Raw genomic sequence first — 13334 nt, 5'->3', positions numbered from 1 at the left:
ACGTTGTTCCGCATGAACGATGTTTTTGGAGAGTTCATGATTGCGACGCTCATATTGGCGCAAACATTGAATCATACGATCCGGAACGTAACTACCACGAATCAAACCTTTCTGCAGAACTGTAGCTATCCACTCAGCATCCTTGACGTCACTTTTACGACCGGGAAGCTGTTTGATGAAATAAGGATTGACAAGTTTCAGACTAAAGTCAACAGACAAAATATTCCAAATTGGAATCCAATAGATACTTGTACTCTCAAGAGCAACTTCACAAACATGATGAGAAACAAGCAAATCACGTAACTTATCCAGCTCAGGAGTCAATACACCAAAAACAGATTCGATTTTTGAACCGTTTTCATACAAGATACACATATAAATGCTATCTTTGTGAACATCAAGACCACATACTCGTCTCATAATAAGCCAATTTATAGGTTAATAACTGGAGACCTAAAGATAACAAAAAATTGTGTACCAAGAGTACGAATAAGGCGAAAGAGAGGGAGGTGGTCTTGTTTTTTATTGGACTGGCATAAAAATCCAAGGTTTTTATGTAAGTTTGTACAACTAACCAAAGCTTAACGATATGAAGAGACAGATTGGAGTGCTAACCGCTTCGTTGCTCATCCTGTCGGGTTGCGGCACAAGCCAAACGGCATCGGGCGATCCCGGTGCAATATTTGCAGGTGCAGCCATCGGCGGAAATGTCGGCGGTGCCATCGGCGGTCTGATAGGCGACAATAATGGCGGCTGGCGGGGCGGTTACCGGGGTTCGGCCATCGGTACAATTATCGGAACCATTGCCGGAGCAGCCATTGGAAATGCTGTGTCTGCCCCCAAACAAGAGGCATACGGTTACCGGATAGAAAGAACGGAGCCCTACAAGCCGCAGCACGAAACGTATCCCGCTCCAAGCGTCTTCGATAACCTAAGGATACGCAACATCCGTTTCATAGACGACAGCCGTGACCACGTAATCAGTTCGGGTGAGAAAAGCAAAGTAATTTTCGAAATCATGAACGAAGGTGAACAGACTATATATAATGTGGTACCGATGATTACCGAAACCACAGGTATGAAGCGCATTTACATTTCACCACCTGTAATGGTAGAACAAATCGCCCCTCACAACGGCGTGAAATACACCGCCACCATCAGCGCAGGCGAGCGGATAAAGACGGGAAATGTCACCATACGGGTGGCCGTAGCCGACGGAAACGGGCAACAATACGACTGGCAGGAGTTCTCACTTCCCACCGAGCGATAAACAAATTTTCGGAGTCTATACAAACGGAACACAGAGACGTAGAAAATTTAACAGCATGAAGAAAATAATACAGAGCATACCCTGATTCTCTGTATTTGAAAAGCAAAAGTTGAATACTTTATAAACGACAGATTATGGCCGACAACTATCTGGAAAACCAATACGAACAGTATCAGGCGCGCAAAGCTGCCTGGGAGAGGGAACGCAAATACGGAAAGAAGAAAAAGAAATCAGCGTATCCGCATCCCTTGCCGCAACAGAAGGATGCGGAAGATGTCCTGCCCGTTCCGGACGAGGAGAATGACAACATTCCCTACATTATCAATACGGACAATGATAATTTGATTGACGATTAACCCCTCTCGCCATGTTGCACCATTTCCATACCCCCGTAGCAGACATACCATTGCCGGAAAGATTTACTTTCCCTTTTTGCTATACACCTCATCCGCTCTGCGTGGCAGCAGCGAAAGAGGTGCAAGCCTATCTCGGTTTGCAGGAAGCGTGGAAAGAAGAGTTGGCTCAGGGCAAGATGTTCGGTGTTCTGGTTGTAAGGACTCAAGAGGGTGAAACAGGATACCTGGCAGCATTCTCCGGCATACTGGCGGGCAGTAATGTGCATCCGTTTTTCGTACCGCCGGTCTACGACCTGTTGCAGCCGCAAGGGTTCTTCAAGATAGAGGAAGAACAGATTTCGCAAATCAACACGCGCATCGGCCTGTTGGAAGAGGACGAAGAATACAAACGGCAAATGCAACAACTGGCTGCCCTGCGGCAAACTGCCCAAGAAACGCTGGAAGAAGCCAAACGGCAGATGAAACGCGCCAAAGAGAAACGGGAAGAGCGAAGACGCGAAGCGGCTTTACCCAACGGTGCTCCAATGACGCCTGAGGGAGAGAGCGCCCTGATACGCGAAAGTCAGTTCCAAAAAGCCGAATACAAACGCATAGAACGTGCCTGGAAAGAGCGGATTGCTCCCTTACAGCAAACGGTTTCCGATTATGAAGCCGGCATACAGGCATTGAAAAGCGAACGTAAGCAACGTTCTGCCGCCTTGCAGCAAAAACTGTTCGAACAATTCAAGATGCTGAATTACCGGGGAGAAGTCAAAACGCTTTGCGACATCTTCGGGCAGACCGTACACAAAACCCCGCCTGCGGGAGCCGGTGAGTGCGCCGCACCCAAGCTGTTGCAACAAGCCTATCTGCACGGGTGGAAGCCTGTTGCAATGGCAGAATTCTGGTGGGGAGAATCCCCCAAAACGGAAATACGGCATCACGGACATTACTATCCCGCCTGCAAAGGCAAGTGCGAGCCTATATTGGGACATATGCTGCAAGGTCTTGAAGTAGACGAGAACCCGATTCTGAAAGAGTTGCAGTCCGGCAAGAAAACATTGGACATTATCTACGAAGACGAATGGCTGGCGGTGGTTAATAAACCGGCAGGGATGTTGTCCGTACCCGGCAAGGAAGATGTGGTTTCCGTTTACAGCATGATGCGCGAGCGGTATCCCGATGCGGACGGTCCGTTGATTGTACACCGCCTGGATATGGCTACATCGGGACTGCTGGTGGTTGCAAAAACCAAGCAGGTCCACCAAAACCTGCAAGCGCAGTTTAAAAACCGCAGTGTAGGCAAACGCTATATTGCGTTGCTTCAAGGCAGCGTTTCTCAAGATGCGGGAACGGTTGAACTGCCGTTATGCCCGAACCCGCTCGACCGCCCCCGGCAAATGGTGCATACCGGATATGGCAAGCCCGCTGTAACAGACTTTGAAGTACTGGAGCGCAAGGACAACCGTATCCGTATCGCCTTTTATCCCCGCACCGGACGCACCCACCAGCTTCGGGTGCATGCCGCCCACCCGCTCGGACTGCACTGCCCCATCATAGGCGACGAGCTCTATGGACGGAAAGCCGAACGCCTGTATCTGCACGCCGAAATGCTGGAGCTTACACATCCGGTGACCGGAAAGAGAATAAGCATCACTCAAAAAGCAGACTTCTAACTTCTATGAAGTAACCGATTATAACCGGTAACCAAGGTTCATACCAACAGTAATCACTATTAATAACCCCAAAACAAGTATCCGATGAAAATCCTTCGACCCACCCCGCAAGATTATGACGAACTGCTCACCGTATGGGAAGCCTCCGTTCGCAGTACCCACCATTTCCTGACAGAAGAGAACATACAATTCTACAAGCCATTGGTACGAAACCAATATTTCCAGGCCGTAGAGCTTTACATCATCCGTAACCGGGAAGGAAAAATCGCTGCCTTTATGGGGCTGAGCGACGAACTCATTGAAATGCTCTTTGTACATCCCGATGAACAGGGAAAAGGATATGGCAAGCAGTTGATGCAATACGCACTCCACGAAAAACATATCTATAAGGTGGACGTCAATGAGCAAAACGAAAAAGCTCACCGGTTCTATCTGCACATGGGCTTCCAACTCATCGGAAGAGATGAAACCGACCCTTCGGGGAATCCTTTTCCCATTTTACACCTGCAATGGAAGCCGTAGATGAACACGCATTGCATAAAACAAAAACAGATTGACTTATGAAAATACATCACATCGCCATCTGGACTTTCCGTCTGGAAGAAATGAAAGAATTCTATATCCGTTACTTCAAAGGTACAAGCAATGAGAAATACGTCAACCCTCAAAAAGGGTTTGAATCCTACTTTATCCGCTTCGACTGCGGAGCCGACCTGGAGCTGATGAGCCGTACCGATGTACAGAATACTCCCATCGGGGAAAACAGGCTCGGTTTGACCCACTTCGCCTTTGCACTCGACAGCAAAGAAGAGGTTCTCAAACTGACGGAAAAGCTGCGAAGTGCCGGATATACCATCAGCGGAGAACCCCGTACATCGGGAGACGGATATTTTGAAAGCGTAGTGCTCGACCCCGACGGCAACCGTGTGGAATGCGTGTTCAAAGCAGGCTGAAAAGTCATTTTACACAGAATTTAAATCAACGTCTTTCGTCCGGCATTGCACTAAGTTTCCTATGTTTGCAACATAATTCATAAGTAGATTTTAAATTTATCGGAAACCATGAAAATCATTGCATTCCTATTTACGGCATTTATCAGCCTGCAAATGTCCGGGCAAGAGAAATTCCCCGACGGCACGCCTATTCCCGACTGGTTCAGACAGAACGAAATCGTAAACATCGACACACTGGGCAAGAAGTATACCATTACCGATTACGGTGTGGCAAACGACAGTACAATCCTGCAAACGGAGAAAATACAGGCCGTCATCGACCGGGCAGCCGAGAATGGCGGCGGCGTTATCATCATCCCCAAAGGAACATTCCTCAGCGGCTCCATCTTCTTCAAGCCAAAAACGCATCTATACATGGAAGAAGGTGCAGTGCTGAAAGGAAGTGACGACATCAGCAACTTCGCCATTGTCAACACCCGCATAGAAGGACAAAGCCTGAAATACTTCGCCGCACTGGTGAATGCCGACAAAGTAAACGGATTTACCATTTCCGGCAAAGGCACAATCAACGGCAACGGGCACAGGTACTGGAAATCTTTCTGGCTGCGCCGGCAGGTTATCCCGAAATGTACCAATATGGACGAGTTGCGTCCCCGCCTGGTTTACATCTCCAACAGTAACGATGTGCAAATCTCCGGAGTACGCCTCATGAACTCTCCGTTCTGGACTACGCATATCTACCGCTGCAGTAACATAAAGCTGCTGAATCTCCATATTTTCGCTCCTGCCGCCCCGGTGAAAGCACCGAGCAGCGATGCGATCGATATTGACGTCTGCAGCAATGTACTGGTGAAAAACTGCTATATGTCCGTCAACGACGATGCCGTGGCACTGAAAGGCGGCAAAGGCCCGTGGGCGGATAAGGACCCTAATAACGGCAGCAACACCAACATTATCATAGAAGACTGCACGTACGGCTTCTGCCACAGCGGTCTGACATGCGGCAGCGAGTCGATACACAACCGCAACATCATTCTCCGCCGCTGCAAAATCAGCAATGCCACGCGCCTGTTGTGGCTGAAGATGCGTCCCGATACGCCGCAACACTACGAATATATCCTGGTGGAAGACATCACAGGCGATGCCAAGAGCATGCTGCTCATCAAACCGTGGACACAGTTCTTCGACCTCAAAGGCCGCAAGGACATCCCCCTCTCACGTGCCAACAACGTGACGCTGCGCAATATCAGCCTGAGCTGCGACATATTCTTCAACGTCAGAAAGTCCGACCAATACGAATTGAAGGATTTCACTTTCGAGAATTTGAATATCAAGGCAAAGAATGCCCAATGCGACAAAGAGATTATCTCTAATTTTGAGTGGAAGGACGTTAAGGTCAACCAATAATGCAGGTAGCAGACAGCAAACGCATCACGAGAAACGAATAAACTTCATTATCGTATAATTCGGGCACAAATAACGCGGACTTTCGTGGATACAATTAATAACATCCACGAAAGCCCGCGTCATTTATTTCCGGACAATTATTCAAAACTACGCAGCATGCTGATTTCTTCCGCCCAAAGCGTTTCATCCGGAGTTTCGAGTATCACCGGCATATCGTTAAAACGCTCGTCTTTCATAAAACGTTTGAAGAAATCCAAGCCGATAAGCCCCTTGCCGATACTGTCGTGACGGTCTACACGGCTACCCAACGCTTTTTTCGAATCGTTCAAGTGTATGGCGCGCAGAAAACCGAAGCCAACGGTCTTATCGAATTCGTCGAAAACCTTGTCGTATTCATTTACGATATCATAACCCGCCGTATACGTATGGCACGTATCAAGGCAGACACCTACGCGCGACTTGTCTTCCACACGGTCGATGATATGTTTCAGTTGCCAAAACTCATTGCCTACATTGCTGCCCTGTCCTGCCGTATTTTCAATGACCGCCGTTACGCCTTGCGTCTTGCCTAAGGTAATATTAATCGATTCGGCAACCCTGTCCAGGCAAGCCTCAACCGAAATCTTATTTAAATGGCTGCCCGGATGGAAATTCAACAGTTCCAGCCCCAGTTCCTCACAACGTCGCATCTCATCCAGAAAAGCCGCACGGCTCTTCTCCAACCCTTCTTCTTCGGGATGTCCCAGATTTATCAGATAACTGTCGTGTGGAAGAATATAACGTGCCTCCAAAGCATATTTCCTGCAATTCTCCTTAAACAAGGCAATACTTTCCTGCGTCAGGGGCTTCGCCACCCACTGACGCTGATTCTTGGTAAACAGGGCAAAAGCATTCGCTCCTATTCCATGGGCATTGACGGGAGCCAGCTCCACACCGCCGCCGGCAGATACATGTGCACCTATAAATTTCATATTTCGATTATTATTCGTTAGTTTATTGTTCTTTCATAAATTCCCATTGAGACTTTTTCATATCTACAAAGCCGTTTGTCTTAAACCGGACACCTTCATTCTCCAACAATACTCTTTGCTCCGTCCAACCCGGCACTAATCTGCCCTGGCTGTTTACAACCCTATGACAAGGCAAATGCAATTCCTCCGGTACGTTGTACATAGCCTGCCCCACCATACGCGAGCACTGAGGTCTGCCTACCAAACTGGCAATCTGCCCGTAGGTTACAACGCATCCTTCAGGAATAGCGGCAACAACACTGTAAACATCTTGCAGAAAAGTAGTCCGATTCATAAGATAAAGTCTTTCTTTGCGGCAAAGATAGCGTAAACAGAGAGTATAAAAAATACACAGCCTTGTTTTTTATACCAAGCGACGGAAATGAGATGCCTACCCGACAGCCGGGCATCTCACGTCTGATTACAGGAAAGTACTTGCCCCAAGCGTATTGTAAGCGTAAGTGATATTCTGCTGGCGGAGAACTTCACCGTTCGGAGTAAACAATATCTGATATTTTATCTGCACGTTCGGCCTGCCCACCTGTATGGCTACAATAGGTTGCCATTTGGGAAATTGCACCCAAACAACATTCTGTACCACCCCGTCCGAAAACTGACTGGCTGCAAAAGCGTTGAATACGGCGGCAGGCACCTCATCCAGGGTTTCCCAGTCCGTTTGCTTCATTACCCACTCTGCATCCGTATTGAACCAGACCTTGGTATCAAATCCGTTCATCATAAAATCCGCAACGTAATACTCCTCGTCCTGCGACCAGGCTATCCCTTTGGCGGAAGGATACATTTTCGTCAGGGCAGTTTGCACATTATCAGGAGCATAGCCTGCAAAAAGTGGCAAAAATGTCCAAAGCGTCAAAAAAAAGAACAAAGACTTCATTTTATCCATAACCATTAATCTATTCCATGTTGGAAATCAACAATATTTCCTGGTGTTTTGTTTGGTTCTATACCCATAAGGATTATCTTTGCCATACAAACCCGTTCAAACAGCAATGAAATGATAAGTATACAGCCTGTGCTCCATAATAAGAAACAATACCTCGACCTGCTGCTTTTGGCCGATGAACAAGAAACCATGATAGACCGTTATCTGGAACGCGGTGAAATGTTCGTGTTGTCCGAGGACGGCAGTATCAGAGCATCCTGTGTCGTCACCCGCGAAGCAGAAGATGTTTTTGAGATAAAGAACATTGCCGTTTATCCGCAATTCCAACGTCGGGGATACGGGAAGAAACTGATACAGTATCTTTTCGGGCATTATGCAGGCAGATGCCGGACAATGCTCGTAGGAACCGGAGACAGCCCATTGGCGATTCCATTTTACGAGAACTGCGGATTTACCTATTCCCACCGCATCCCGGACTTCTTTACGGATAACTACGACCATCCCATTTATGAAGCGGGCAAACAACTGAAAGATATGGTTTACCTGAAACGCAATATGGATGAATAAGACCTGCCAATCACACATTGCCCAAGAACAACGCACCGTAGAACAGATGATCCGCCTCTATTGCCGCAGGAAAGAGGGCAACAAGGAACTCTGCCCGCAATGTCTCGAATTGCTGGAGTACGCACGAACGCGCCTGTCGCGCTGCCCGTTCGGAGAGAATAAAACAACTTGCAGACTATGCCCGGTACATTGCTACAAGCCGGAGATGAAGAAGCGGATGCAGGAAGTCATGCGATATGCCGGACCGCGCATGCTGCTCTATCATCCGGCCGCAGCGTGCAGGCATTTATGGAAAGAGCGTATATATCAATATTTCACCAGACGTTTCGGAGTCCCGTGCCAGGAACAGCATAAGCAGTAAACCTCTTCCAGGTCATACCCTTTTAAAGAAGCTGCCGGATCTTTCGGTACGACCTCGCCTTTGTCCGACACATATACGGGCAAACGCTCTCCCTGCCCGTTCAAGACATAAAATGCCCCCACCTTGCATTGGGGGCACACCATTTTGCGCATAATCAGTTGAAATAATATAAAAATACAGCAATACCTTCAAGCGCTTTCTTCTTCTCGCCCTGAATCTCAATGGCAAACTTTATTTCCGCCTTTGCCACACCGCGCAGGTTTGCCAACGAATGCAGAGAAGCCACCAGACGGATGCTCTGTCCGGAAAGTACAGCCTGACCGAACTTCATCTTATCCATTCCGTAGTTAATCATCATCTTCAGGTTATTTACCTCGATAATCTGATTCCACAGATGAGGCAACATGGAGAGGGTGAGATAACCGTGTGCAATGGTACTCTTAAAAGGACTTTCGGTCTTGGCACGTTCTGTGTCAATGTGAATCCACTGATGGTCCAGCGTTGCGTCGGCAAAGAGATTGATGCGTTCCTGCGTAAGTTCCACATACTCCGAAACACCGATTTGCTGACCTACCAGCTTTTCAAAATCCTCGTACGAATTGATAATAACTTTTTCCATATATTTTTTGTTTTGTTGGGTAAATGCGTTGTAAACGGTAACAAAGATACCGCTTATCTCCGAATAAATTACAAGCGAATCATTAAAAAGCCATATTTTTCCGGTTGTTGTTACGGTAATTACTCTCATTATTACCCGTATCATTCTTCAAAATAGCATGCAAATTCACGCTCTCTTATCAATAACTGGCATCACGGTTTCGCAGGCCAAGACAAAGATAAGTTCAACAAAATCATTATTGTACCACTTTTAATAAAACATCCGCTCCCTATTTCTTTCCATTTCTGCGAATTATATCTATTTTTGTATGCGCATATAATATAAACAACCCTAAACATCCATGTATGGACGCTGAAAAGGATTACAACCTGCTGTCAGAAATAATGCACAATGCCAATATAGGCTGGTGGAAAGCCGATATACAAGATGCCGATTATATATACTACGGTCCCATCGCCAGCCTGTTAGGATTGGAAGAAGGCGGTTGTATCAGTTTTGAAAATTTCAACAAGCGCATACTGAGAGAGGAACAGCCGCATACTACCGTCCGTTCCTTCGACAACATACAACAGACGAATGAAACCGTCTATCTGCTTGATACCGTCAAAGGACCGACATGGGTCCGCAGCAAAATCTGTATGCAAAAAACCGATGAAAACGGAAAGACCAAGATTTACGGCATAGCCGAAATACAGGACGCTCCTTATATGTCGTCCGCCACACAGATGTTGCGACAACGCGAACAACTCTTGCACAACATCTATAAGCATCTTCCGGTAGGCATTGAAGTCTACAATACAGACGGAGTATTGACAGACCTCAACGATAAGGAATTGGAAATGTTTCATCTGCAACGAAAAGAAGACTTGCTGGGTATCAATATATTTGATAACCCTATCTTCCCGAAAGAGATGAAAGAGAAACTGAAAAAATATGAAGACGCCGATTTCACATTCCGCTACGACTTCTCGAAAGTAGGTTCTTACTACAATCCGCAAATCAGGACCGGTACAATAGACCTCGTAACTAAAGTAACCACGCTGTACGACGAGAACCACACCCCCGCCAACTACCTGTTGATTAATGCCGATAAGACCGAAACCACCGTAGCCTACAACAAGATACAGGAATTCGAAAGTTTCTTCGAACTGATAGGTAACTATGCCAAAGTAGGATACGCACACTACGACTTACTCACCCGGCAAGGAGATGCCCAACACAGCTGGTACATCAATATCGGCGAACAAGAAGGAACTCCTCTGTCCCGAATCATCGGAGTGTACAGACATATCCATCCCGAAGACCGGCGCGCCATGCTCGGTTTCCTGAACAATGCAGCAAAAGGTATGGAAGACAAGTTCAATAAAGAAGTACGTGTTCTCAGAGAAGACAGCAGCTACACTTGGACACATGTCAACCTGATAGTGAAAACCTACGCTCCCGAACGGAACAGTATCGAACTAATCTGTATCAACTACGACATTACCCGGCTCAAAGCCACGGAAGCCATGCTGATAGATGCCAAAGAAAAAGCCGAAGAGTCAGACCGCCTGAAATCGGCCTTTCTTGCCAACATGAGTCACGAAATACGTACACCGCTGAATGCTATTATCGGCTTTTCCAGCCTCCTGCCCCATATAGAAGATGCTGAGGAACGCAACCATTACATCTCCCTGATAAACCACAACAACGAATTGCTGCTGAACATCATCAACGATGTACTGGATTTATCGAAGATAGAAGCCGGACACATAGAGTTGTCCCCGGTCTGGTGCAACCTCTCCGACCTGATAGATGAAAGTTGCACCGAATGCCAGCCCAACGTACCTGAAGGCGTAACGCTCAAGAAACGCTACCCGGCAACTCCTAACCTGATAAAGCAAGATCCGATGCGCATCAAGCAGGTTTTGAGCAACCTCATATCGAACGCACTGAAAAATACCGTACAGGGCTATGTCGAAATTTCGTACGAGACGACACCGTCCGAAACAAGAATAAGCGTTTCCGACACAGGGCGCGGAATCCCTGAGGAAAAGCTCGGCATAATATTTGAACGGTTCGAAAAAGCTGATGCTTTCATTCAGGGAGCCGGATTGGGCTTGCCTATCTGCAGGTCTATCATGGAACATATGAACGGAACAATCGAAGTAACCTCCACCGTAAATAAAGGTAGCACATTCACAGTAGTGTTTCCTTGCCAAGTACGGCCAATGGAATAAAGAATAGAAAATATGATTATACAAAAAGAATTTACCCTTACCCCCCATCGACGCGGGTTCCATCTGATTACGGAAGAAATAGTACGTAACTTGCCACAGTTGCCTCCGACCGGACTATTGCACTTGTTTATCAAACACACAAGTGCCGCACTAACCATCAACGAGAACGCCGATCCGGATGTACAGACAGATATGGAAGCTATCTTCAACAACCTTGTCAAGGAGCGTGAGCCTTACTACGAACATACCTGCGAGGGTGACGACGATATGCCGGCGCATGCCAAATCTACCATTGTAGGAGCAGAACTGACCATCCCCATCACCAACGGACGGATGAATATGGGCATCTGGCAGGGCATTTATCTTTGTGAATTCCGCAACCGTGGCGGAGGAAGAAAAATCGTAGCAACCATTATCGGATAATCTCTTCCCATGAAAAAAGCTATCATCATAGGAGCCACCTCAGGCATCGGACAGGAAGTAGCCGGAATACTCGTGCAACAAGGCTGGCGCATAGGCATTGCCGGCAGACGCAAAGAAGTCCTGCGAAGCATGCAGCAAGCCAATCCCCAACAGATAGAGATACAGCATCTTGATGTGACAAAGGAAAATGCCGTCTTACACCTTACAGAACTGATAGACCGATTAGGCGGCATGGATTTATTTTTCCTCAGCTCCGGCGTAGGTTATCAGAACAGGAACCTAGAACCTGAAATAGAACTGAATACCGCACGTACCAATGTCGAAGGCTTTATCCGAATGGTAACCGCAGCTTTCGATTATTTCAAAAAGACAAAAAACGGACATATCGCTGTAATCAGTTCCATAGCAGGTACCAAGGGATTGGGAGTCGCACCTGCCTACTCCGCCACCAAACGGTTTCAGAATACATACATCGATGCTTTGGCACAACTCGCACGGATGCAGCATCTTAATATCCGCTTCACCGACATCCGTCCGGGGTTCGTAGCAACGGATTTACTGCGAAACGGCAAGTATCCGATGCTGATGCATGCCGATAAAGTGGCGGAATATATCGTCCGGGCGTTGAAACACAAAAAACGAGTGACAGTAATTGACGGACGCTATCGTCTATTGGTATTCTTCTGGCGAATGATTCCACGTTGGCTGTGGGAACGGTTGCCGATAAAGAATTGATTTCGTATCTTCACGCCCAAAAAGCAAAAACAACCAAGATGAAAAGAAAGTCCGGATATATGATACTCACAGTCACTGCCTCCTTGTGCATAGGCACTTCGCTGCCTTTTCTCCTTGGCAGCAGTGTACTGAATCCTGAAAGACAGTCGGTTAAATCGGAAATACCTTACTGCGTCACCTCTCCTACCGTACCCGCCAAGATTGCCTTTGCCGGACAGGAAGTAGACTTGTTACGCTACGACCACCGCGAGCGCATGGACCGTGAACTGATGTCGTTTACTTATATGCATTCTACCACAATGCTCACCATAAAGCGTGCCAACCGTTATTTTCCTATTATAGAACCTATACTAAAGGCAAATGGCATACCGGATGATTTCAAATACCTTGCCGTTATAGAAAGCGCACTTAACCCACTTGCCAAATCGCCCGCCGGCGCTGCCGGAATGTGGCAGTTCATGCCCGGTACAGGGCGCGAGTTCGGTCTGGAAGTAAACAATAACATCGACGAACGCTATCATGTGGAAAAAGAGACGAAAGCAGCTTGTAAATATCTGAACGAAGCCTATGCCAAATACAATAACTGGCTTTGCGTGGCTGCTGCCTACAATGCCGGTCAGGGACGTATCTCCACACAGTTACAAAAGCAAATGGTGAGTCAGGCGGCAGACCTTTGGCTGGTAGAAGAAACCTCACGTTATATGTTCCGCTTGCTGGCAGCAAAAGCTGTTATCAGCAACCCGCAACAATACGGTTTTTTGATGAAACGTGAACACCTATATCCGGCTATCCCTTACACCGAAGTGAAAGTCACCACGGGAATAGCCAATCTGGCACAATTCGCCAAAGATAAAG

General features: G+C 47.2%; 18 protein-coding genes. 12 read left to right on the top strand and 6 right to left on the bottom strand.

The window, feature by feature from the left end; genetic code table 11:
- A partial coding sequence (locus AB5903_RS16365; RefSeq protein ID WP_368118034.1) for a transposase occupies nucleotides 1–420 on the bottom strand: 420 nt, incomplete at its 3' end.
- 169 nt (nucleotides 421–589) lie between these two features.
- On the opposite strand from AB5903_RS16365, the gene AB5903_RS16360 reads away from it, so the two are divergent.
- The 6 genes from AB5903_RS16360 (at nucleotide 590) to AB5903_RS16335 (ending at nucleotide 5641) form a co-directional block, all read left to right on the top strand.
- Nucleotides 590–1270 carry a glycine zipper family protein gene (locus tag AB5903_RS16360; protein ID WP_272710944.1) on the top strand — a complete coding sequence of 227 codons (681 nt, stop codon included), beginning with the start codon at nucleotides 590–592 and terminating at the stop codon, nucleotides 1268–1270.
- 134 nt (nucleotides 1271–1404) lie between these two features.
- Nucleotides 1405–1626, top strand: coding sequence for a hypothetical protein (locus AB5903_RS16355; RefSeq protein ID WP_118086772.1), 222 nt, complete (start codon nucleotides 1405–1407; stop codon nucleotides 1624–1626).
- 11 nt (nucleotides 1627–1637) lie between these two features.
- Nucleotides 1638–3281, top strand: a complete 1644-nt coding sequence (locus tag AB5903_RS16350) for an RluA family pseudouridine synthase (protein WP_258998534.1) — start codon at nucleotides 1638–1640, stop codon at nucleotides 3279–3281.
- 84 nt (nucleotides 3282–3365) lie between these two features.
- Nucleotides 3366–3803 carry a GNAT family N-acetyltransferase gene (locus AB5903_RS16345; protein ID WP_005652499.1) on the top strand — a complete coding sequence of 146 codons (438 nt, stop codon included), beginning with the start codon at nucleotides 3366–3368 and terminating at the stop codon, nucleotides 3801–3803.
- 38 nt (nucleotides 3804–3841) lie between these two features.
- The gene (locus AB5903_RS16340) at nucleotides 3842–4234 is read left to right on the top strand and encodes a VOC family protein (protein ID WP_258998537.1); all 393 of its coding nucleotides are present in this window, start codon (nucleotides 3842–3844) and stop codon (nucleotides 4232–4234) included.
- A 108-nt stretch (nucleotides 4235–4342) separates the two neighbouring features.
- Nucleotides 4343–5641, top strand: a complete 1299-nt coding sequence (locus AB5903_RS16335) for a glycoside hydrolase family 28 protein (protein WP_005652497.1) — start codon at nucleotides 4343–4345, stop codon at nucleotides 5639–5641.
- 137 nt (nucleotides 5642–5778) lie between these two features.
- On the opposite strand, the gene nfo is transcribed toward AB5903_RS16335, so the two are convergent.
- The 3 genes from nfo to AB5903_RS16320 all read right to left on the bottom strand — a co-directional run bounded on the left by nfo (nucleotide 5779) and on the right by AB5903_RS16320 (nucleotide 7555).
- Nucleotides 5779–6612 carry a deoxyribonuclease IV gene (gene nfo, locus AB5903_RS16330; protein ID WP_005652496.1) on the bottom strand — a complete coding sequence of 278 codons (834 nt, stop codon included), beginning with the start codon at nucleotides 6610–6612 and terminating at the stop codon, nucleotides 5779–5781.
- A gap of 22 nt (nucleotides 6613–6634) precedes the next feature.
- On the bottom strand, nucleotides 6635–6946 hold the full coding sequence (locus tag AB5903_RS16325) for an MGMT family protein (protein WP_005652495.1): 312 nt from the start codon (nucleotides 6944–6946) through the stop codon (nucleotides 6635–6637).
- Between the two features lie 126 nt (nucleotides 6947–7072).
- Entirely contained in the window at nucleotides 7073–7555 is a 483-nt protein-coding gene (locus tag AB5903_RS16320) for a PepSY-like domain-containing protein (protein ID WP_034536163.1), read from the bottom strand.
- 111 nt (nucleotides 7556–7666) lie between these two features.
- On the opposite strand from AB5903_RS16320, the gene AB5903_RS16315 reads away from it, so the two are divergent.
- Together AB5903_RS16315 and AB5903_RS16310 are read left to right on the top strand one after the other, a co-directional pair.
- Nucleotides 7667–8122 carry an N-acetyltransferase gene (locus AB5903_RS16315; RefSeq protein WP_005652493.1) on the top strand — a complete coding sequence of 152 codons (456 nt, stop codon included), beginning with the start codon at nucleotides 7667–7669 and terminating at the stop codon, nucleotides 8120–8122.
- Nucleotides 8115–8483 (top strand): nitrous oxide-stimulated promoter family protein, encoded by a 369-nt coding sequence (locus tag AB5903_RS16310; protein ID WP_005652491.1) that lies wholly within the window; start codon nucleotides 8115–8117, stop codon nucleotides 8481–8483. The genes AB5903_RS16315 and AB5903_RS16310 overlap by 8 nt, the downstream gene beginning before the upstream one ends.
- Here AB5903_RS16310 and AB5903_RS16305 read toward each other — a convergent pair.
- On the bottom strand, nucleotides 8429–8635 hold the full coding sequence (locus AB5903_RS16305) for a hypothetical protein (RefSeq protein ID WP_117955478.1): 207 nt from the start codon (nucleotides 8633–8635) through the stop codon (nucleotides 8429–8431). The genes AB5903_RS16310 and AB5903_RS16305 overlap by 55 nt on opposite strands.
- Before the next feature lie 2 nt (nucleotides 8636–8637).
- Nucleotides 8638–9102 carry a MaoC family dehydratase gene (locus AB5903_RS16300; RefSeq protein ID WP_005652487.1) on the bottom strand — a complete coding sequence of 155 codons (465 nt, stop codon included), beginning with the start codon at nucleotides 9100–9102 and terminating at the stop codon, nucleotides 8638–8640.
- Nucleotides 9103–9446: 344 nt separating this feature from the next.
- On the opposite strand from AB5903_RS16300, the gene AB5903_RS16295 reads away from it, so the two are divergent.
- From AB5903_RS16295 to AB5903_RS16280, 4 genes are all read left to right on the top strand, one after another.
- Entirely contained in the window at nucleotides 9447–11321 is a 1875-nt protein-coding gene (locus AB5903_RS16295; protein ID WP_195658497.1) for a PAS domain-containing sensor histidine kinase, read from the top strand.
- A 12-nt stretch (nucleotides 11322–11333) separates the two neighbouring features.
- Nucleotides 11334–11744, top strand: coding sequence for a secondary thiamine-phosphate synthase enzyme YjbQ (locus AB5903_RS16290; RefSeq protein ID WP_005654607.1), 411 nt, complete (start codon nucleotides 11334–11336; stop codon nucleotides 11742–11744).
- A gap of 9 nt (nucleotides 11745–11753) precedes the next feature.
- A complete protein-coding gene (locus tag AB5903_RS16285; protein ID WP_272710945.1) occupies nucleotides 11754–12479 on the top strand; it encodes an SDR family oxidoreductase in 726 nt (241 codons plus the stop codon).
- A gap of 38 nt (nucleotides 12480–12517) precedes the next feature.
- Nucleotides 12518–13334 (top strand): lytic transglycosylase domain-containing protein (locus tag AB5903_RS16280; protein WP_368118033.1); only part of this gene is annotated, 817 nt, incomplete at its 3' end.

Source organism: Bacteroides sp. 2201st1_D9_2201SCRN_220225 (assembly GCF_040928965.1).
GTDB lineage: Bacteria > Bacteroidota > Bacteroidia > Bacteroidales > Bacteroidaceae > Bacteroides > Bacteroides stercoris.
The sequence above is the reverse complement of the archived record's forward strand: the minus strand, read 5'-3'. Positions and strand labels throughout refer to the sequence as shown.